This is a genomic window from Enterobacter sp. QK-SA4 (assembly GCF_056856775.1).
The window spans coordinates 3,419,317-3,439,168 of record NZ_JBXFXH010000007.1; the positions used below are offsets into that span (position 1 = coordinate 3,419,317).

At 56.6% G+C, this 19,852-nt stretch carries 17 protein-coding genes; 4 read left to right on the plus strand and 13 right to left on the minus strand.

Features of this window, described 5'->3' with window-relative positions:
* Nucleotides 1-11: 11 nt before the first annotated feature.
* From odhB to sdhC, 6 genes are all read right to left on the minus strand, one after another.
* A complete protein-coding gene (gene odhB, locus AC1VYI_RS18145) occupies nucleotides 12-1,232 on the minus strand; it encodes a 2-oxoglutarate dehydrogenase complex dihydrolipoyllysine-residue succinyltransferase (RefSeq protein WP_008501093.1) in 1,221 nt (406 codons plus the stop codon).
* A 14-nt stretch (nucleotides 1,233-1,246) separates the two neighbouring features.
* A complete protein-coding gene (gene sucA / locus AC1VYI_RS18150; protein ID WP_023310790.1) occupies nucleotides 1,247-4,054 on the minus strand; it encodes a 2-oxoglutarate dehydrogenase E1 component in 2,808 nt (935 codons plus the stop codon).
* A gap of 270 nt (nucleotides 4,055-4,324) precedes the next feature.
* Nucleotides 4,325-5,041 (minus strand): succinate dehydrogenase iron-sulfur subunit SdhB, encoded by a 717-nt coding sequence (gene sdhB, locus AC1VYI_RS18155; protein ID WP_134866651.1) that lies wholly within the window; start codon nucleotides 5,039-5,041, stop codon nucleotides 4,325-4,327.
* A 15-nt stretch (nucleotides 5,042-5,056) separates the two neighbouring features.
* A complete protein-coding gene (gene sdhA / locus AC1VYI_RS18160) occupies nucleotides 5,057-6,823 on the minus strand; it encodes a succinate dehydrogenase flavoprotein subunit (protein ID WP_023310789.1) in 1,767 nt (588 codons plus the stop codon).
* Nucleotides 6,823-7,170, minus strand: a complete 348-nt coding sequence (sdhD, locus tag AC1VYI_RS18165) for a succinate dehydrogenase membrane anchor subunit (protein ID WP_008501088.1) — start codon at nucleotides 7,168-7,170, stop codon at nucleotides 6,823-6,825. The genes sdhA and sdhD overlap by 1 nt, the downstream gene beginning before the upstream one ends.
* Nucleotides 7,164-7,568: a succinate dehydrogenase cytochrome b556 subunit gene (gene sdhC, locus AC1VYI_RS18170; RefSeq protein ID WP_020684965.1), complete on the minus strand. Its 405-nt coding sequence runs from the start codon at nucleotides 7,566-7,568 to the stop codon at nucleotides 7,164-7,166. Before sdhC ends, sdhD begins: the two co-directional genes overlap by 7 nt.
* Before the next feature lie 639 nt (nucleotides 7,569-8,207).
* Between sdhC and AC1VYI_RS18175 the strand changes: the two genes are divergently transcribed.
* Entirely contained in the window at nucleotides 8,208-9,491 is a 1,284-nt protein-coding gene (locus AC1VYI_RS18175) for a citrate synthase (RefSeq protein WP_023310788.1), read from the plus strand.
* 99 nt (nucleotides 9,492-9,590) lie between these two features.
* On the opposite strand, the gene nei is transcribed toward AC1VYI_RS18175, so the two are convergent.
* From nei to AC1VYI_RS18210, 7 genes are all read right to left on the minus strand, one after another.
* Nucleotides 9,591-10,382 (minus strand): endonuclease VIII, encoded by a 792-nt coding sequence (gene nei, locus AC1VYI_RS18180; protein ID WP_023310787.1) that lies wholly within the window; start codon nucleotides 10,380-10,382, stop codon nucleotides 9,591-9,593.
* A 19-nt stretch (nucleotides 10,383-10,401) separates the two neighbouring features.
* A complete protein-coding gene (gene pxpA, locus AC1VYI_RS18185; RefSeq protein ID WP_226483636.1) occupies nucleotides 10,402-11,142 on the minus strand; it encodes a 5-oxoprolinase subunit PxpA in 741 nt (246 codons plus the stop codon).
* Nucleotides 11,129-12,061, minus strand: a complete 933-nt coding sequence (pxpC, locus tag AC1VYI_RS18190; RefSeq protein ID WP_023310785.1) for a 5-oxoprolinase subunit PxpC — start codon at nucleotides 12,059-12,061, stop codon at nucleotides 11,129-11,131. Before pxpC ends, pxpA begins: the two co-directional genes overlap by 14 nt.
* Nucleotides 12,055-12,711, minus strand: a complete 657-nt coding sequence (pxpB, locus tag AC1VYI_RS18195) for a 5-oxoprolinase subunit PxpB (protein ID WP_023310784.1) — start codon at nucleotides 12,709-12,711, stop codon at nucleotides 12,055-12,057. The genes pxpC and pxpB overlap by 7 nt, the downstream gene beginning before the upstream one ends.
* A 14-nt stretch (nucleotides 12,712-12,725) precedes the next feature.
* Nucleotides 12,726-13,469, minus strand: coding sequence for a type 2 GTP cyclohydrolase I (locus tag AC1VYI_RS18200; protein WP_023310783.1), 744 nt, complete (start codon nucleotides 13,467-13,469; stop codon nucleotides 12,726-12,728).
* 10 nt (nucleotides 13,470-13,479) lie between these two features.
* Nucleotides 13,480-14,892 (minus strand): deoxyribodipyrimidine photo-lyase, encoded by a 1,413-nt coding sequence (gene phrB / locus AC1VYI_RS18205; RefSeq protein WP_045619228.1) that lies wholly within the window; start codon nucleotides 14,890-14,892, stop codon nucleotides 13,480-13,482.
* 598 nt (nucleotides 14,893-15,490) lie between these two features.
* Nucleotides 15,491-15,697: a YbfA family protein gene (locus AC1VYI_RS18210; RefSeq protein WP_023310781.1), complete on the minus strand. Its 207-nt coding sequence runs from the start codon at nucleotides 15,695-15,697 to the stop codon at nucleotides 15,491-15,493.
* A gap of 309 nt (nucleotides 15,698-16,006) precedes the next feature.
* Between AC1VYI_RS18210 and kdpF the strand changes: the two genes are divergently transcribed.
* Genes kdpF through kdpB form a run of 3 tightly spaced genes read left to right on the plus strand, consistent with a single transcriptional unit; the run spans nucleotide 16,007 to nucleotide 19,848 of the window.
* Nucleotides 16,007-16,096: a K(+)-transporting ATPase subunit F gene (gene kdpF, locus AC1VYI_RS18215; RefSeq protein WP_014069365.1), complete on the plus strand. Its 90-nt coding sequence runs from the start codon at nucleotides 16,007-16,009 to the stop codon at nucleotides 16,094-16,096.
* Complete coding sequence (kdpA, locus tag AC1VYI_RS18220; RefSeq protein WP_134866652.1) at nucleotides 16,096-17,781, plus strand: potassium-transporting ATPase subunit KdpA; 1,686 nt, start codon at nucleotides 16,096-16,098, stop codon at nucleotides 17,779-17,781. The genes kdpF and kdpA overlap by 1 nt, the downstream gene beginning before the upstream one ends.
* A gap of 18 nt (nucleotides 17,782-17,799) precedes the next feature.
* Nucleotides 17,800-19,848, plus strand: a complete 2,049-nt coding sequence (gene kdpB / locus AC1VYI_RS18225) for a potassium-transporting ATPase subunit KdpB (RefSeq protein WP_023310779.1) — start codon at nucleotides 17,800-17,802, stop codon at nucleotides 19,846-19,848.
* The last annotated feature ends 4 nt before the right edge of the window (nucleotides 19,849-19,852 follow it).

Here is a 19,852-nt window from a genome sequence, read left to right on the forward strand (position 1 = left end):
AGACTGCAAAACTAGACGTCCAGCAGCAGACGGGTTGGATCTTCCAGCAGCTCTTTAATCGCGACCAGGAAGCCCACGGACTCGCGGCCGTCGATCAGGCGGTGATCGTAAGAGAGCGCCAGGTACATCATTGGCAGGATCTCAACTTTACCGTCTACCGCCATAGGGCGATCTTTAATGGCATGCATACCCAGGATCGCGCTCTGCGGCGGGTTAATGATCGGGGTAGACATCAGCGAGCCGAATACGCCGCCGTTGGTAATGGTGAAGTTACCGCCGGTCAGGTCGTCTACGGTCAGCTTGCCGTCGCGGCCTTTAACAGCCAGCTCTTTAATGTTTTTCTCGATGTCAGCCATACCCAGGGTATCCACATCACGCAGAACCGGCGTTACCAGGCCGCGTGGAGTAGAAACCGCCATGCTGACGTCGAAGTAGTTGTGGTAAACCACATCATCGCCGTCAATAGACGCGTTCACTTCCGGGTAGCGTTTCAGCGCTTCAACTACCGCCTTCACGTAGAAGGACATAAAGCCCAGACGGATACCGTGACGTTTTTCAAACGCGTCACCGTACTGCTTGCGCAGGTCCATGATTGGCTTCATGTTCACTTCGTTGAAGGTGGTCAGCATCGCGGTGGAGTTTTTCGCTTCCAGCAGACGCTCGGCCACGCGCTTGCGCAGGCGGGTCATCGGCACGCGTTTTTCGCTGCGGGCACCCAGAGCAGGCTGTGCTGCTGGTGCTGCCGCAGGGGCTTTCGCTTCTGCCTGAGCTGGCGCTTTCGCAAGGTGTTTGTCAATGTCTTCGCGGGTCAGACGGCCGCCCACACCGGTGCCTTTGATGGCTGCCGGGTCGAGGCTGTGTTCAGCCAGCAGGCGACGGATCGCCGGGCTGAGGGCGTCGTTAGACTGTTCTTCCAGAGAAGCCTGCTGGCGCTGAGCCGGCGTAGAGGCTTTCTCTTCAGATTTCGCGCTGGACTCTTTGCCCGCGCTGTTGCCTTCACGCAGGCGACCCAGGATCTGACGAGAGGTTACGGTAGTACCTTCATCTTCCAGCACCGCGTCCAGAACGCCATCCGCCGAAGCCGGTACTTCCAGTACCACTTTGTCAGTTTCGATTTCTACCAGCACTTCATCGCGCTTAACGGCATCGCCTGGTTTTTTGTGCCAGGTAGCGACGGTCGCATCTGCTACGGATTCAGGCAGGTCGGGAACAAGAATATCTACGCTACTCATTTTGTATCCTTTAATTAATCGACGTTCAGCGCGTCATTGACCAGATCTTGTTGCTGCTTCTGGTGAACGGACATATACCCTACCGCCGGAGAGGCGGAGGCCGGGCGACCTGCATAACGCAGGGCTGACCCAAATGGAATCACTTCACGGAAATGATGCTGGCTGCAGTACCATGCGCCCTGGTTAAGCGGCTCTTCCTGGCACCAGACAAAATCATGTACGTGAGCATATTGTTTCAGCACTTCCTGCATCGCCTGATGCGGGAACGGATAAAGCTGTTCGATACGCACGATGGCGACATCTTTCTGATCGTTCTTGCGGCGCTGTTCCAGCAGGTCGTAATAAACCTTACCAGAACACATCACTACGCGCTTCACGCCCTGCGGATCCAGCTCGTCAATCTCACCGATGGCTGGCAGGAAGGTGCCATTCGCCAGTTCGTCCAGGCTGGACACGGCCAGCGGGTGACGCAGCAGGGATTTCGGCGACATCACCACCAGCGGACGGCGCATACCGCGCAGCGCCTGGCGACGCAGCATGTGGTAGACCTGAGCCGGGGTGGACGGCACGCAGACCTGCATGTTCTGCTCGGCGCAGAGCTGCAGATAACGTTCCAGACGCGCGGAGGAGTGCTCCGGACCCTGACCTTCATAACCGTGCGGCAGCAGCATTACCAGGCCACACATACGGCCCCACTTCTGCTCGCCGGATGAGATGAACTGGTCGATAACCACCTGCGCACCGTTGGCAAAGTCACCGAACTGCGCTTCCCAGATGGTCAAAGTGCGTGGTTCTGCGGTGGCGTAACCGTATTCGAAGGCCAGAACCGCTTCTTCAGACAGCACGGAGTCCCAGACCTTGAACTGGCCCTGACCGTTGTGCACGTGCTGCAGCGGGGTGTAGGTTGAACCGTTGGACTGGTTGTGAACAACCGCGTGACGGTGGAAGAAGGTCCCACGGCCGGCATCTTCACCGGACAGACGAACAGGAATGCCTTCGTCAACCAGCGTTGCGTAGGCCAGCGTTTCCGCGCCGCCCCAGTCGAACAGCTTCTCGCCTGCCGCCATGGACTGACGGTCAGCGTAGATTTTCGCCACGCGAGACTGCATCTCGATAGCGTCCGGTACGGTGCTGATGCGTTTAGCCAGCTCCTGCAGGCGCTTCATCTCAACCTTGTTCGGGTAGCTCTCATCCCACTCGTGGTTGAGGTACGGCGACCAGGTAAAGGAGTGCATGTTCATCGGGCGCAGCTCTTTGACCACGCATTCACCCGCATCCAGCGCGTCGCGGTAGAGGTTGACCATTTCGGTCGCATCTTCCAGCGTCGTCACTTTGTCGCTCTCCAGCTTGTCAGCATAGATTTTGCGCGGGGTCGGGTGTTTTTTGATTTTCTGATACATCAACGGCTGGGTTGCACTTGGCTCGTCCGCTTCGTTGTGGCCGTGACGGCGGTAGCAGAAGAGGTCAATGAACACATCGCGTTTAAAGGTATTACGGAAGTCCAGCGCCAGACGGGTAACGAAAGCAACGGCTTCCGGATCATCCGCGTTAACGTGGAAGATTGGCGCCTGCACCATCTTACCGATGTCGGTGCAGTACGGGGTAGAACGCGCGTCAAGCGGGTTAGAGGTGGTAAAGCCCACCTGGTTGTTAATCACGATGCGAACGGTACCGCCCACTTCGTAACCACGCGCTTTCGACATGTTCAGGGTTTCCTGAACTACGCCCTGCCCTGTTACAGCCGCATCACCGTGGATGGTAATTGGCAGTACTTTATTGCTGCTCGGCTCGTCCAGACGATCCAGACGCGCACGCACGGAACCGATAACCACCGGGCTAACGATTTCCAGGTGTGACGGGTTAAACGCCAGCGCCAGGTGAACCAGACCGCCTTCGGTTTCAATATCTGACGAGAAGCCCATGTGGTACTTCACGTCGCCGGTGCCGAGGTGTTCTTTATGTTTGCCCGCGAACTCGTCGAACAGGTCCTGAGGTTTTTTACCCAGCACGTTGACCAGCACGTTCAGACGACCACGGTGCGCCATGCCCAGAACCACTTCACGGGTGCCGCTCTTGCCTGCGTGACGAATCAGCTCTTTCAGCATCGGCACCAGCGCATCGCCGCCTTCCAGCGAGAAGCGTTTTGCGCCCGGGAATTTCGCGCCCAGATAGCGCTCAAGCCCTTCCGCTGCGGTCAGTTCGTTCAGGAAGCGTTTTTTCTCGTCAGCCGAGAAGGTCGCGTGGCCCGCTACGGATTCGATGCGCTGCTGGATCCAACGCTTCTCTTCGGTAGAGGTAATGTGCATGTATTCCGCGCCGATGGAGCCGCAGTAGGTTTGCTTGAGCGCGTCAATCAGATCGCCCAGCTTCATCGTGTCTTTGCCGATGGCAAAGGAACCTACGTTAAAGCTTTCCTGGAAATCGGCCTCGGTCAGATCGTGATATGCCGGATCGAGATCGGCCACACGGTCTTGTTTCCACAGTCCCAGCGGATCGAGATTCGCATGCTGGTGACCGCGGAAGCGATAAGCGTTGATAAGCTGCAGGACTTTAACCTGCTTCGCATTGGTGTCAGGGTCGGAAATCGCAGAAGAGTAACGTGAGGCATCCTTCGCCAGACGACGGAAATAATCACGTGTTTTGGAATGGAATTGATCCGGTTTGACCCCTGTGCCAGGCAACTGCTGGAACATGGAACGCCAGTTTGCGTCCACTGAGTCAGGATCGGTTAAGAAGTCTTCATAGAGCTGTTCAATCCAGCTCTGGTTCGCACCAGAAAGGAAAGAAGAGTCCAGCCAGGCTTTCATTGCGCCGTTCTGCATCGTGATCCCTTAAGCATTTTTATGCTTACTTTCGCCGTAGAAACTACCACGCACACCACGTGTACGTGCCGGGGTTCACCTGCGAGCTCTTTTACTTTGGCCCGCGAAGGAACCTTTAGAAACTGTCTAAGGGTCTTTACCCTCACCCCTACCCTCTCCCTAAGGGAGAGGGGGAATGCCGTCGGCAGTTTTTAAAGATTTCCTGCAATCTGTCCCCTCTCCCTTAGGGAGAGGGTTAGGGTGAGGGGAACACCGCTCCCCTCTCACTACTTACGCACTGCGCTGCAGCAGCATCGACTTAATATGGCCGATGGCGCGCGTCGGGTTCAGCCCCTTCGGACACACACTGACGCAGTTCATGATGCTATGGCAGCGGAATACGCTGAAAGCGTCACTCAGTCCTTCCAGACGGCTATCGGTTTCGGTGTCGCGGCTATCGATCAGGAAGCGATAGGCAGCCAGCAAACCGGCCGGGCCGATAAACTTGTCCGGGTTCCACCAGAACGACGGGCAGGACGTTGAACAGCATGCGCAGAGAATACACTCGTACAACCCATCGAGTTTTTCACGCTGCTCAGGAGACTGTAAGTGCTCACGAGCGGGTGGATTTTGCCCATTATTCAATAAGTAAGGCTTAATCTTCTCATATTGTGCATAGAATTGCCCCATGTCTACCACCAAATCACGCACGACCGGCAGGCCTGGCAGAGGACGGATAACAATTTTCTGACCAGGACGCTGCAGCGCTGAAATTGGCGTGATGCAGGCCAGGCCATTTTTGCCGTTCATGTTCACACCGTCAGAGCCGCAAACCCCTTCACGACAGGAGCGGCGGAACGACAGCGTAGGATCTTTTTCTTTCAGCTGGATTAAGGCATCCAGCAGCATCATGTCGCGACCTTCTTCCGCTTCCAGGGTGTAGTCCTGCATACGCGGAGCGTCATCAACATCCGGGTTATAACGATAAACTAAGAATTCGAGTTTCATTATCCTGTCTCCGCATTAGTAAGTACGAATCTTCGGCGGGAACGCCGGACGCAGTTTCGGTTCCATGTTGACGCTACGACGCGTCATGGATTCCGACTCTGGCAGATACAGGGAATGGCACAGCCAGTTTTCGTCATCACGATCCGGGAAGTCGAAGCGGCTATGCGCGCCACGGCTTTCGGTACGGAAGTTTGCCGACATCGCCGTCGCGAACGCGGTTTCCATCAGGTTATCCAGCTCCAGGCACTCAACGCGCTGGGTGTTGAATTCGCTGGAGGTGTCGTCCAGACGGGCATTTTTCAGACGCTCGCGGATCGCTTTCAGCTGCTCAAGACCTTTGGCCATCGCGTCGCCTTCACGGAATACCGAGAAGTTGTGCTGCATGCATTCCTGCAGCGCTTTACGGATTTCCACCGGATCTTCGCCGTTGCGGTTACCGTTCCAGCGGTTGAGACGCTCAAGAGAGGCATCAATTTCGTCGTCGGTCGCGTCACGCAGCGCGCCCTGCTCGGCAATAGATTCCTGCAGATGCAGGCCCACCGCACGACCAAACACCACCAGGTCCAGCAGGGAGTTGCCGCCCAGACGGTTTGCACCGTGTACGGATACGCAGGCAATTTCGCCTACCGCGAACAGGCCAGGAATAACCACGTCTTCGCCCTGCTCGTTTACGGTCAGCGCCTGACCGGTCACTTTGGTCGGAATACCGCCCATCATGTAGTGGCAGGTTGGGATAACCGGAATCGGCTCTTTCACCGGGTCGACGTGTGCGAAGGTGCGGGACAGTTCCAGGATGCCCGGCAGACGGGACTCCAGAACTTCTTTACCCAGGTGGTCGAGCTTCAGCTTCGCGTGTGGACCCCATGGGCCGTCACAGCCGCGGCCTTCACGGATTTCGATCATGATGGAACGCGCCACCACGTCACGACCCGCCAGGTCTTTCGCATTCGGGGCATAACGCTCCATGAAGCGCTCGCCGTGTTTGTTCAGCAGGTAGCCACCTTCACCGCGGCAGCCTTCTGTTACCAGAACGCCCGCACCGGCGATACCGGTTGGGTGGAACTGCCACATTTCCATATCCTGCACCGGCACGCCCGCGCGGATAGCCATACCGACACCGTCACCGGTGTTGATGTGGGCGTTGGTGGTGGACTGATAGATACGGCCTGCACCGCCGGTAGCCAGCACGGTAGCACGGGCTTTGAAGTAAACCACTTCACCGGTTTCGATGCACAGCGCGGTACAGCCGACGATTGCGCCATCGGCATTTTTCACCAGATCCAGCGCGTACCACTCGGAGAAGATGGTGGTATGATTTTTCAGGTTCTGCTGATAGAGGGTATGCAGCAGTGCGTGACCGGTACGGTCAGCCGCCGCCGCGGTACGTGCCGCCTGCTCGCCGCCGAAGTTTTTCGACTGGCCGCCAAACGGACGCTGATAGATAGTGCCATTTTCCAGACGGGAGAACGGCAGACCCATGTGGTCCAGCTCCAGAATCGCTTCCGGGCCGGTTTTACACATATATTCGATGGCATCCTGGTCGCCGATGTAGTCGGAACCTTTTACCGTGTCGTACATGTGCCATTCCCAGTTATCTTCGTGGGAGTTACCCAGCGCAACGGTGATACCGCCCTGCGCAGACACAGTGTGGGAACGGGTCGGGAAAACTTTAGAGAGCAGCGCACAGGTCTGGCCGCTCTGGGAAATTTGCAGTGCGGCACGCATACCTGCGCCACCGGCACCAATTACAACAGCATCAAATTCTCTGACTGGCAGTTTCATTACACACCCCACACCACAACGAATCCATAAATAACGTAAACCACCAGTGCAACAACAATGGCCAGCTGCAGTGGGAGGCGAATCGCCAGCGGTTTAACGTAATCGGTCAACACCTGCCACATGCCAATCCACGCATGAATAAGGATGGAGAACAGAGCCAGCAGGGTGAACACTTTGGTGAAGGCGGATCCAAAGAACCCACTCCAGATTTCCCACGTCAGCGTGCCGCTGGTCGCGAAGAAACCGATCATATAGATGATGTAAAGAGTGAGAACGATGGCGGTAGCACGGACCAGAATGAAGTCATGTACGCCGTTGCGTCCTAATGCGGAGGCGTTGCTTACCATACGAGAACTCCTGCGAGAAGTGAAAGCACGACAGTAATCACAAATGAAATGTTAGCGGAGCGTTTCCCGGCTTCGAAAGTCTCTTCCAGGTAGCCAAAGTCCATCAGCATATGGCGAACACCCACAACGACGTGGTACGCCAGCGCGGTCAGAATGCCCCACATGATGAATTTCACGAAGAAGCTGTTCATGATGGCAGAGGCCTGGAGGAATCCTTCAGGGGAAGAGAGGCTGGTGCCCAGTAACCACAGCAAAATACCGACCGCCACAAACGTAATCACACCAGAAACACGGTGCAGAATGGACGCTATTGCTGTTACAGGGAACCGGATCGTTTTGAGATCCAGATTGACAGGTCTTTGTTTTTTCACATTTCTTATCATGAATAACGCCCACATGCTGTTCTTATTGTTTCCTTCCTCCGGACTGCGATGCGGGTCAAGCAGCGTTCCTTTTCTATAACTGCGCGTCATGCAAAACACTGCTTCCAGATGCTTAAACGACACGTTACAACGCTGGGTGGCTCGGGATTGCAGGGTGTTCCGGAGACCTGGCGGCAGTATAGGCCGTTCACAAAATCATTACAATTAACCTACATACAGTTTGTCGGGTTTTCTCTGGAACAGTGATCAGGGTCACGATAACAACATCTTTTTAATTTTTAATCATCTGATTTGACAAATGTTAAACAATATTGTTACAAACGTCATCAGAAAAGGCATATAATGCGCAAAAGTTATGAGGTCTCTCTTTCACCTGACAAATAGTTATGTAACAGTGTGATGGTATTGACCGAAGTTATCAGGACAGTTATTAGTGATATACAGGTTTGAATAATTCGGACTGCAAAAACGCTGATTTGCTGTGGTTTCACTGATATTTCATTCGTTTACCTGCAAGGCGCCATAGCTCTGTACCCTGGTTTGTCCTCGTGAGCTGAGCGGAAAGCCAAATAACAATCTGGTAACGGTGATTAACAGCTGAAAGCAAATCCGGTAAAGCGCAGTCTTAAGCATAAGGCGCTAAGGAGACCGTAAATGGCTGATACAAAGGCAACGCTCACCCTAAATGGTGACACTGCTATTGAACTGGATGTGCTAAAAGGCACGCTCGGTCAGGATGTTATTGATATCCGTACGCTGGGCTCTAAAGGTGTATTCACCTTTGACCCTGGATTTACCTCTACCGCATCTTGCGAATCCAAAATCACCTACATTGACGGTGACGAAGGTATCCTGCTCCATCGCGGCTTCCCCATCGATCAGTTAGCCACCGAATCCAACTATCTGGAAGTGTGCTACATCCTGCTGAACGGCGAAAAACCAACGCAGGCACAGTACGATGAATTCAAAACCACCGTGACCCGTCACACCATGATCCATGAGCAGATTACCCGTCTGTTCCATGCGTTCCGCCGTGACTCTCACCCGATGGCGGTGATGTGCGGTATCACCGGTGCGCTGGCGGCGTTCTACCACGACTCCCTTGACGTGAATAACCCGCGTCACCGTGATATCGCGGCGTTCCGCCTGCTGTCCAAAATGCCGACCATGGCGGCGATGTGCTACAAATACTCCATCGGCCAGCCGTTTGTGTATCCGCGCAATGACCTCTCTTACGCGGGTAACTTCCTGCGCATGATGTTCTCCACACCGTGCGAAGAGTACGAAGTGAACCCGGTGCTGGAACGCGCAATGGACCGTATTCTGATCCTGCACGCTGACCACGAACAAAACGCCTCTACCTCTACCGTCCGTACCGCGGGCTCTTCAGGCGCGAACCCGTTCGCCTGTATCGCTGCGGGCATCGCTTCCCTGTGGGGACCGGCGCACGGCGGCGCGAACGAAGCGGCACTGAAGATGCTGGAAGAGATCAGCACCGTTGAGCACATTCCTGAGTTCGTGCGTCGCGCGAAAGACAAGAATGACTCCTTCCGCCTGATGGGCTTCGGTCACCGTGTTTACAAAAACTACGACCCGCGCGCCACCGTCATGCGTGAGACCTGCCACGAAGTGCTGAAAGAGCTGGGTACCAAAGATGATCTGCTGGAAGTGGCGATGGAGCTGGAACACATCGCACTGAACGACCCGTACTTCATCGAGAAGAAACTCTACCCGAACGTCGATTTCTACTCTGGCATTATTCTGAAAGCGATGGGCATTCCGTCTTCCATGTTCACCGTGATCTTCGCTATGGCCCGTACCGTAGGCTGGATTGCGCACTGGAACGAAATGCACAGCGAAGGCATGAAAATCGCCCGTCCTCGTCAGCTGTATACCGGCTACGAGCAGCGTGATTTTAAGTCTGACCTGAAGCGCTAAAAGATGTTGGGTGCGGCCTGATGCCCTCACCCCGGCCCTCTCCCACAGGGTGAGGGTGAAAACATTAAAAACGGTAACCCAAGGGTTACCGTTTTACTTTTATTTCTGGCAGTGCGGGCACCAGTAAAAAGGTCTGGAAGAGAGCATAATCCTGTCGATAATCCCGCCGCATCGCTCGCACTTCTTCCCCGCCCGATGAAACACCTTGAACCGGAACAGCGCCCCGTGATGCGTGTTCTCATCCGCCACGCCGCGCGTGTTGTACGAGAGCCGCGGAATATCCAGCAGCGCGTGGGACAACGCCTCCAGCTGTTCATCATTCAGCTCAGACGCTTTATGCTGCGCCGCCAGCCCGACTTCCCAGAGGATCTCTACCCGCAGGTAGTTGCCCAGCCCGGCCAGAAAGGCCTGGTCGAGGAACAAACCGGAAAACTGTCGGTTACGGAATTTAGGTGATAACAGCCGGGCCTTCACGTCGCTCGCCGTCAGGCGCATGTCCAGCACGTCCGGCCCGACCCGCTGCAGAAACGGGTGCGTCAGCAGCTGCTCCGGCGTAAGCATTTCGATATCCGACGCGCTATAGAGTAGGATCGCTTTATCCGCCGTTTGCAGCCTGACGCGCAGCACGCGAGTGGTTTGCGGCTGCTCGTCCGCCTCCACCACGCGCCAGACGCCGTAAAGCTGGTTATGGCTATATAACGTCAGGTTATGGGAAAAGTGCGTAAGCAAGGCTTTGCCGCGCGTTTCAATATGGGTCACCGTCTGGCCCACCAGCTGTGATTCAAACGGTTTCAGTTGAGGAAAAGCAAACCAGACATCCGTCAGGGGTTTGCCCTTTATCGCCGCCTCCAGGCTATCCGCCGCGCGGCGGATCTCCGGACCTTCAGGCATTTTTGTGTCCTTATCGTCATTATTCGGCGCTGACGAGGATACCCTCTTCAGAGAACGCTGCCCGCAAGCGGCGCGCGAACTGGAGCGCATGCTCGCCATCGCCGTGTAAACATACCGTATCGGCCTGCACGTTTGCCGGTGTTCCGTCCACGGCGATCACCCGCCCGGCGCGCACCATCTCCAGCGTCTGCGCCAGCGCTTTAGCTTCGTCGGTAATCAGCGCCCCGGCCTGCGTCCGCGGCACCAGGCTTCCGTCCGGCTGGTATCCCCGATCGGCAAACACTTCCTGACGGGTGGTCAGGCCCAGCCGTTCTCCGGCACGAATCAGCTGGCTGCCCGCAAGGCCTACCAGAATCAGCTGCGGATTACAGTCCCGCACCGCGCGGGCAATGGCGTCCGCCAGATCCGCATCTTTCGCCGCCTGGTTGTAGAGCATGCCGTGCGGCTTCACGTGGCGCATCACGCCGTTCTGGGCGCGCACCATCGCCTCCAGCGCGCCGATCTGGTAGAGCACCTGAGCGTAGACCGTCTCAGGGGGAAGATCCATCGCCGTGCGGCCAAAGTTTTCCCGATCGGGAAAGCTGGGGTGAGCCCCAATCGCGACGCCGTTTTTAATGGCATTACGCACGCTCTCCAGCATGGTTTGGGCATCACCCGCGTGAAAGCCGCAGGCGATATTGACCGAGGAGACCAGCATCATCAGTTGAGCATCTGCGCTTCCGCCCTCCCCCAGATCGGCGTTCAAATCAATCTTTACCATCAAGCCTCCACGCCAGCTGTTCAAGATAACGCTGCTGATCCTGCCGCGCCTTAAGCGCCTCCTCCAGCGAACACTGCACGAAGTGAATCGGCTGGCCGAGGGGAATTTGCGCCAGATGGTAGCGATCCGCTTCAATGATGCAGGCAATGCGCGGATAGCCGCCGGTAGTTTGCGCATCGTTCATTAATACGATGGGCTGACCGTTTCCCGGCACCTGAATAACCCCAGGCAATAAACCGTGGGAAAGCAGCTCCCGGTCCGTCGTGCGGGTCAGCGGCTGCCCCTGAAGGCGGTAGCCCATGCGGTTACTCTGCGGGCTGATCTTCCACGGCGCACGCCAGAAGGACTCTTTAGAAGCCTCGTCAAACTCATGATATTCCGGCCCCGGTAAGGCGCGGATCTGGTTTCCCCACAGCAGCTGTTTTACGCCCTGCGTGGTCGAGAAATGGCGCGCGGAGGGTTTGATTGCCAGCCGATCGCCGTCGCGCAACAAACGTCCTTCGTGACCGCCGATCCCGGCCTTCTGATCGGTACTGGATGAACCCAGCACCTCCGGCACGTCAATGCCGCCAGCCACCGCGAGATAGCTACGCACGCCGTGCAGCGGACGTTTGAGCGTCAGGCGCTGCCCGGCTTTCGCCCGCAGCCGCCAGCCGGTCCACACCGCTTTGCCATCCAGCGTCGCATCACACCCTGCGCCGGTTAAGGCAAACCAGGTTTCCTGACCAAACTCAATCACACACTGACCCAGCGTAATTTCTAGCGCCGCCGTGCTGCCTTCGTTGCCCACAAGCAGGTTGGCAATCTCCAGCGAAGGACGGTCAAGCGCACCGCAGTAGCTCACGCCCGACTGGCGCAGACCAAAGCGACCGGCATCCTGTACGGAGGTGTAAAGCCCGGCGCGAATAAGCGTTAACATACACCCTCCTTCTGCGGAATAAAGCGAAGGGTATCCCCGGGACGCAAGAGTATTGGCGTCTCCAGCCCGGGTTCAAATAACGGTGTAGCGGTATGCCCTATAAGCTGCCAGCCGCCAGGCGATGTCAGCGGATAAACGCCGGTCTGCTCACCGCCGATAGCCACCGTCCCCGCCGGCACGCTCACGCGCGGCTCGGCACGGCGTGGCGTATGCAGCCGGGGAGATAATCCGCCCAGATACGGGAATCCGGGCTGAAACCCAAGGAACCAGACCACGTAGTCAACCGAACTGTGCAGCTCAACAACCTGCTTTTCTGTTAATCCGCAGTGGTCTGCCACCACGCCAAGATCTGGCCCACCCGTACCGCCATAAACGACCGGGATCTGAATGGCACGCGACTCCGGTTCCAGCGCCTCACTCTCTTCCCACCAGCGCTGCAAACGTTCAATGGCATCCAGCGCCAGGGTATGCGGGCTACGCAGCACGACGGTTATGTTATTCATACCCGGAATGGTCTCAACCACTTCAGGCATGTCGGCCAGACGCTGGGTCAGCCGCCAGATACGCTTTTGCGTGGCAAGCGTCACCGGTGGTTCAAGCTCCAGAACCACTGCGGTTTCACCCAGAAGATAACAACGCGCTCGCTGCACTTAACTACCTCTCGTCAGGCTGGGTTAGGGATATCAATAAAGGTCACATCCAGATCGGTATTTTCCGTCAGCCACTCGCTGAGGGCGCGAATGCCGCCGCGCTCGGTGGCGTGATGGCCAGCGGCGTAAAAATGCAGCCCCTGTTCACGCGCCGAATGAATGGTCTGCTCGGAAACCTCGCCGGTGATAAAAGCATCGACGCCGAAGCGCGCGGCGCTGTCGATAAAGCCCTGACCGCCACCGGTACACCATGCGACACGCTTCACCGTATCCGGACCGGTATCACCGCTCCACAGCGGACGACGGCCCAGGCGCGCTTCAATCCACGAGGCCAGCTCCAGCCCCGGAACCGGCATCGCCAGCTCGCCCCACGGCACCAGCGGCTCAATTTCACCCATCACGGTAATCCCCAGTAGCTGCGCCAGCTGGACGTTGTTGCCGAGCTCCGGGTGCGCATCCAGCGGCAGATGGTAGCCGTACAGGTTGATGTCATTTGCCAGCAGCGTTTTCAGGCGATTGCGCTTCATCCCACGAATAATCGGCGATTCGTTTTTCCAGAAGTAACCGTGATGAACAATCACCGCGTCGGCGTTCTGACGAACGGCCTCGTCCAGCAGCGCCTGGCTTGCCGTCACGCCGGTGATAATTTTTTGCACCGTCTCACGGCCTTCAACCTGGAGCCCGTTCGGGCCGTAATCGCTGAAGGAGGTACTGTTCAGTTTTTCGTTAATCAGGCTTTCCAGTTCGCTGTTTTTCATCATCACTCTCTTATGCTTTGCGGGCAGCTTCGTACGCCGCCAGCGTGGCGACACGCGCCTGTTTATGGTCGACAATCGGACGAGGGTAATCCAGCTTTACACGCTGTTTATCCGCCCATGCCCACGGTTCGTGGATCGCTTTAGCAGGTATACCGTTAAGTTCAGGAACCCAGCGGCGGATAAACTCGCCGTCCGCATCAAATTTTTGCCCCTGCGTGGTCGGATTGAAAATCCGGAAATAGGGTGCGGCATCGGTGCCGGTAGAGGCCGCCCACTGCCAGCCGCCGTTATTCGCCGCGAGATCGCCATCGATCAGCTGAGAGATAAAATAGCGCTCTCCGATACGCCAGTCGATAAGCAGATCCTTCACCAGAAAGCTGGCGGTAATCATCCGCAGGCGGTTGTGCATCCACCCCGTCTCATTAAGCTGACGCATGGCGGCATCGACTATCGGATAGCCCGTCTGCCCGCTTTGCCAGGCTTTCAGCTGCTTATCATTCGATTGCCACTTTACATTATCGGTCCAGCCAATGAAGGGCCGATGCTTACACAAACCAGGATGAAAGGTCATCAGATGACGATAAAACTCGCGCCAGATAAGCTCATTCAGCCAGACAGACCCTGCGCCGCCATCCAACGCCTGCGGCTGCTCCGCCAGCAGACGATGCAAACACTGGCGCGGTGAGATCGCACCCAGCGCCAGACAGGCCGACAGGCGGCTGGTACCCTCGATGGCGGGAAAATCCCGACGCGCGTCGTAACTGGCCGCGTCCTGCTTGCAGAACTGGCGCAGTTGGGCGATGGCAGATTTCTCATCGGCGGGGAACAGCGTTTCATCAAACGGCTGCTGAGGGTAATCAAACGTCAGCTCAGGCAGCTCTTTTATAGCTTCGCCTCGCACGGCAGGCGCGGCAACGCACTCCGGCAGCGCCTCTTTCAGACGTTTGATAAAGGCATTTTTGAACGGAGTAAAAACTTTATACATCTCGTGGTTGCCGGTCATCACGCTGCCCGGTGCCAGCATCACGCTGTCATCAAACCCTTCGCAGACCACCCCTTCCAGCATCTTCTCCAGCTGACGGTCGCGCTGCTGCTCGTTGAATTCGTACTGATAGTTGTAAAAAAGATGCGTGACCTTGTGCTGCTTACAGATCTCCTGCACCGTCTGAAGCTGTGCGGCAAAATCACCCACCTCTTTATAGAGAAGCGGTATGCCTTTTCCGGCAAGCGAGTGCTGCAGATCGTTCAGATACGCCCGGAGCAAGGCCGCCTGCCGGGGGGCCATATCGTGCTGCCGCCACTGCTCGGGCGTGGCCATAAACAGTGCCAATACGTTAGCGTCTTTGGCGCGGCAGGCTGCCGCAAGGGCGATGTTGTCATGTACGCGCAGGTCCGCACGAAACCAAACCAGATGGGTGGGCATAAAACTCCAGGCAATTATCCATTATGTCCGTAAGGGCATGCCGTAAAAGGAAAAAGCATGCATTGAACTACTTTGCCATGAAGTGTAGACGGGATGAAATAAAAAAGGCCGCCCGAGGCGGCCTTGGCGCTACTTGTCCTGCGCTATCGTGGATAAAACGACAAACCCATTCGGCTCATCGCTCTTTACAACGAGTACGCTGGCGACAATGAACGCGATGCAAAAATAGCGTTTCATTATGCGGTCCCTGCTGCTAACCGCTCCACCGTTCACCACCGGTGATAAGTCGGTGGACACAAGCCCGGGTAGGCGGGCTGCTTTACGGCTGTAAATACACCTTTCCCAGGACCGATGCCCATTTGCGAGATGGCGGAAAGGGACGCAGCATCATAATTAACATCCGCTGAGAAGGTAAGATACTCGAATAAAATTAGGAATTTATAAAGGCTTCGAGGGATTGCCATCTCCTTACAGGAGGGTATGATAAAAATCCCGGGTAGGGGCTGCAAAACCACCCAACGGACCGCGAATCTTGAGGGACAAAAAAACCGCCACATTGCTGTTGGCGGTTTTTTTATTGCTATGTGTAGTCTTCGTATCAGTAGAAATCGCAGGTCGCTTTCTCGGCCTGATCCATCCACACCGGCTTCTCGCTGGTTTTCGCCCACACGCGGTGCAGATAGCTGTAAAAACGTGCACGATCTTTCCAGAACAGCATCACCGGCAGAGCCAGCACGCCAGCCACTACGGCGAAAGCGCGGCGCAAGAACACGATATGAGCCGGATACTCTTTATAAAGATCCATATTTTTCTCCCCTATAGTTGGCCGGAAACGTCATCCGGAAAATTCAAAATCTGTGACCTGGCTAAAATAATATCGCTTTGTTTGTAATTTTACTACTCATCCGACCACTTATTTTTGCCCATTTAGTGAATATTTACATTCCCTCCGTAATTAAGTTACAAAAAAGTTAACGATTTACTTATCAATAGTTAAATTGTGGGTTTTGCCATTTTTATACTTTTTTTACACCCGCCCTCCCCATTTTTGCGAAATCTTTGCGCCGGAAATCCTACCGTTAGTACAACAACGAAAGTCACCCGGAGGTGGATTGTGAGTGCAGGTCTTATTGCCGGCATCGTGCTGGTGTTCCTGTTATTGGGTTATCTGGTCTATGCCCTGATAAATGCGGAGGCCTTCTGATGGCTGCTCAGGCGTTTCTGCTTATTGCCAGCTTCTTAGTGGTACTGTTCATTCTGGCAAGGCCACTGGGATCGGGACTGGCACGATTAATCAACAACGTCCCTTTGCCCGGCACGGGAAGCGTTGAAAAAGGGATCTGGCGCGTACTGGGAATAGACGATCGGGAGATGAGCTGGCGTCAGTATCTGATCGCCATTCTGCTGCTGAATATCGTTGGGCTCATTGCGCTTTTTGCCATGCTGATGTTGCAGGGCATCCTGCCGCTGAATCCGCAACAGTTACCGGGCCTGTCCTGGCATCTTGCGCTGAACACGGCGGTGAGCTTTGTCACTAACACCAACTGGCAGTCCTACGCCGGTGAAACCACGCTGAGCTATTTCAGCCAGATGGTCGGGTTAACCGTGCAAAACTTCCTCTCGGCCGCCAGCGGTATCGCGGTAATCTTCGCGCTGACGCGTGCGTTTGCGCGTCAGAAAATCAATACCCTGGGTAACGCGTGGGTGGATTTGACCCGCATTACGCTGTGGATCCTGCTGCCAATTGCGCTGCTGATCGCGCTGTTCTTCATCCAGCAGGGCACCCTGCAAAACCTGATGCCTTACGCGTCCTATACCTCGCTGGAAGGTGCAAAACAGCTCCTGCCGATGGGGCCTGTAGCGTCACAGGAAGCCATCAAAATGCTCGGGACGAACGGAGGTGGCTTCTTCAACGCCAACTCGTCGCATCCATTTGAAAACCCTACCGCATTGACAAATTATGTGCAGATGCTGGCGATTTTCCTGATCCCCGCCGCGCTCTGCTTTGCCTTTGGTGATGTGGTTAACGATCGCCGTCAGGGCCGCACCTTGCTCTGGACCATGTCTCTGATCTTTGTGGTCTGCGTGGCGCTGGTGATGTGGGCTGAATGGAGCGGCAACAGCCATTTCATGCAGCTGGGGGCCAACAGCAACAGCAATATCAACATGGAAGGTAAAGAGAGCCGCTTTGGCATTCTCGCCAGCAGCCTGTATGCGGTGGTCACCACGGCGGCCTCGTGCGGGGCAGTCAACGCCATGCACGATTCCTTTACGGCGCTGGGTGGCATGATCCCGATGTGGCTGATGCAGATTGGCGAAGTCGTCTTTGGCGGCGTAGGTTCGGGTCTGTACGGCATGCTGCTGTTCGTGCTGCTGGCGGTGTTTATTGCCGGTTTGATGATTGGCCGCACCCCGGAATACCTCGGTAAAAAAATCGACGTTCGCGAGATGAAATTAACCGCGCTGGCGATTCTGGTCACCCCGGCGCTTGTGCTGCTCGGCACCGCGCTGGCGCTGATGACCGAGGCCGGACGCAGCGGCATCTTTAACCCCGGCATTCACGGTTTTAGTGAAGTGCTGTATGCCGTCTCTTCTGCCGCCAACAACAACGGCAGCGCCTTTGCGGGGTTAAGCGCCAACTCACCGTTCTGGAACTGCCTGCTGGCGTTCTGCATGTTTGTGGGTCGCTTTGGGATCATTGTGCCGGTGTTGGCGATTGCCGGATCGCTGGTGAATAAAAAAATCCAACCGACCACCACCGGGACATTGCCGACCCACGGCGCGCTGTTTATCGGCCTGCTGACGGGTACCGTTTTACTGGTCGGCGCCCTGACCTTTATCCCCGCCCTCGCGTTAGGCCCGGTCGCGGAATACCTCTCTTTACGCTGATTTTGCGGAGAAATTGTCATGAGTCGTAAACAACTGGCCCTGTTCGAACCGTCATTAGTTCGCCAGGCGCTCATGGATGCGGTGAAAAAGCTGAGTCCGCGCGTGCAGTGGCACAACCCGGTGATGTTTATTGTCTGGGCGGGAAGCGTACTGACCACCGCCCTGGCGATTGCCATGGGTACGGGCCACATGCCGGGAAATGCGATGTTTACCGGCGCCATCAGCCTGTGGCTGTGGTTTACCGTGCTGTTCGCCAACTTTGCGGAAGCGCTGGCGGAAGGCCGGAGTAAAGCCCAGGCCAACAGCCTGAAAGGGGTGAAGAAAACCGCCTTCGCGCGCAAGCTACGTGAACCGAAATACGGCGCGCAGATGGACCACGTTCCGGCGGATGAACTGCGCAAAGGCGATGTGGTGCTGGTGGAAGCCGGGGACATTATCCCTTGCGACGGTGAAGTCATCGAAGGGGGCGCCTCGGTGGACGAAAGCGCCATTACCGGGGAATCCGCGCCGGTTATCCGCGAATCCGGCGGCGATTTCGCCTCCGTGACGGGCGGGACGCGCATTCTCTCCGACTGGCTGGTGATCCAGTGTAGCGTTAACCCGGGGGAAACCTTCCTCGACCGGATGATCGCCATGGTGGAAGGCGCGCAGCGTCGTAAAACGCCGAACGAGATTGCCCTGACCATCCTGCTGGTGGCCCTGACCATCGTCTTCCTGCTGGCAACCGCGACGCTGTGGCCGTTCTCAGCCTATGGCGGCACCGCGGTCACCATCACGGTGCTGGTGGCGCTGCTGGTCTGCCTGATCCCCACCACCATTGGTGGCCTGCTGTCAGCCATCGGCGTAGCCGGCATGAGCCGTATGCTCGGTGCCAACGTCATCGCCACCAGCGGGCGGGCGGTGGAAGCCGCCGGTGACGTGGACGTCTTACTGCTGGATAAAACCGGGACTATTACCCTCGGTAATCGCCAGGCGTCAGATTTCCTGCCCGCCCCGGGCGTGGATGAAAAAACGCTGGCGGATGCCGCACAGCTCTCTTCGCTTGCCGATGAAACCCCGGAAGGCCGCAGTATCGTGATCCTCGCCAAGCAGCGCTTTAACCTGCGCCAGCGCGACGTTCAGAGCCTGCACGCCACTTTCGTGCCCTTCACGGCGCAAACCCGCATGAGCGGCATTAACATTCAGGATCGCATGATCCGTAAAGGCTCTGTTGATGCCATCCGTCGCCACATTGAGGCCAACAATGGCCATTTCCCGCCGGAAGTGGACAGCCTGGTCGAAAGCGTGGCCCGTCAGGGGGCGACGCCGCTGGTGGTGGCCGAGGGCGCACACGTGCTGGGGGTGATTGCCCTGAAGGATATCGTCAAAGGCGGTATCAAGGAGCGCTTTGCCCAGCTGCGTAAAATGGGGATCAAAACGGTGATGATCACCGGGGATAACCGTCTTACCGCCGCGGCGATTGCCGCCGAAGCGGGCGTGGATGATTTTCTTTCCGAAGCCACACCGGAAGCGAAACTGGCGCTGATTCGTCAGTATCAGGCGGAAGGCCGTCTGGTGGCGATGACCGGCGACGGTACCAACGACGCCCCAGCCCTGGCGCAGGCCGACGTGGCGGTGGCGATGAACTCTGGTACCCAGGCGGCAAAAGAGGCGGGCAACATGGTCGACCTCGACTCTAACCCGACCAAGCTGATTGAAGTGGTGCACATCGGCAAGCAGATGCTGATGACGCGCGGGTCGCTGACCACGTTCAGTATCGCCAACGACGTGGCGAAATATTTTGCCATCATTCCGGCGGCGTTTGCTGCGACCTACCCGCAATTAAACGCGTTGAACGTGATGCACCTGCACTCTCCGGCATCGGCCATCCTGAGCGCAGTCATCTTTAACGCTCTGATTATTGTCTTCCTGATCCCGCTCGCGCTGAAGGGCGTGAGCTATAAGCCGCTCACGGCCGCCGCCATGCTGCGCCGCAACCTGTGGATTTACGGGCTGGGCGGGCTGGTGGTGCCCTTCATCGGTATCAAGGTGATCGACCTGCTGTTGACGCTGTTCGGCCTGGTTTAAAAGG

Coding starts and splice junctions, on each gene's coding strand:
- kdpB (WP_023310779.1), top strand. CDS start 17,800: ATGAGTCGTAAACAACTGGCCCTGTTCGAACCGTCATTAGTTCGCCAG.
- pxpC (WP_023310785.1), bottom strand. CDS start 12,061: ATGTTAACGCTTATTCGCGCCGGGCTTTACACCTCCGTACAGGATGCC.
- sdhB (WP_134866651.1), bottom strand. CDS start 5,041: ATGAAACTCGAATTCTTAGTTTATCGTTATAACCCGGATGTTGATGAC.
- sdhD (WP_008501088.1), bottom strand. CDS start 7,170: ATGGTAAGCAACGCCTCCGCATTAGGACGCAACGGCGTACATGACTTC.
- phrB (WP_045619228.1), bottom strand. CDS start 14,892: ATGCCCACCCATCTGGTTTGGTTTCGTGCGGACCTGCGCGTACATGAC.
- sdhA (WP_023310789.1), bottom strand. CDS start 6,823: ATGAAACTGCCAGTCAGAGAATTTGATGCTGTTGTAATTGGTGCCGGT.
- kdpA (WP_134866652.1), top strand. CDS start 16,096: ATGGCTGCTCAGGCGTTTCTGCTTATTGCCAGCTTCTTAGTGGTACTG.
- AC1VYI_RS18200 (WP_023310783.1), bottom strand. CDS start 13,469: ATGAAAAACAGCGAACTGGAAAGCCTGATTAACGAAAAACTGAACAGT.
- pxpA (WP_226483636.1), bottom strand. CDS start 11,142: ATGGTAAAGATTGATTTGAACGCCGATCTGGGGGAGGGCGGAAGCGCA.
- AC1VYI_RS18210 (WP_023310781.1), bottom strand. CDS start 15,697: ATGGATCTTTATAAAGAGTATCCGGCTCATATCGTGTTCTTGCGCCGC.
- sucA (WP_023310790.1), bottom strand. CDS start 4,054: ATGCAGAACGGCGCAATGAAAGCCTGGCTGGACTCTTCTTTCCTTTCT.
- AC1VYI_RS18175 (WP_023310788.1), top strand. CDS start 8,208: ATGGCTGATACAAAGGCAACGCTCACCCTAAATGGTGACACTGCTATT.
- sdhC (WP_020684965.1), bottom strand. CDS start 7,568: ATGTGGGCGTTATTCATGATAAGAAATGTGAAAAAACAAAGACCTGTC.
- odhB (WP_008501093.1), bottom strand. CDS start 1,232: ATGAGTAGCGTAGATATTCTTGTTCCCGACCTGCCTGAATCCGTAGCA.
- nei (WP_023310787.1), bottom strand. CDS start 10,382: ATGCCTGAAGGTCCGGAGATCCGCCGCGCGGCGGATAGCCTGGAGGCG.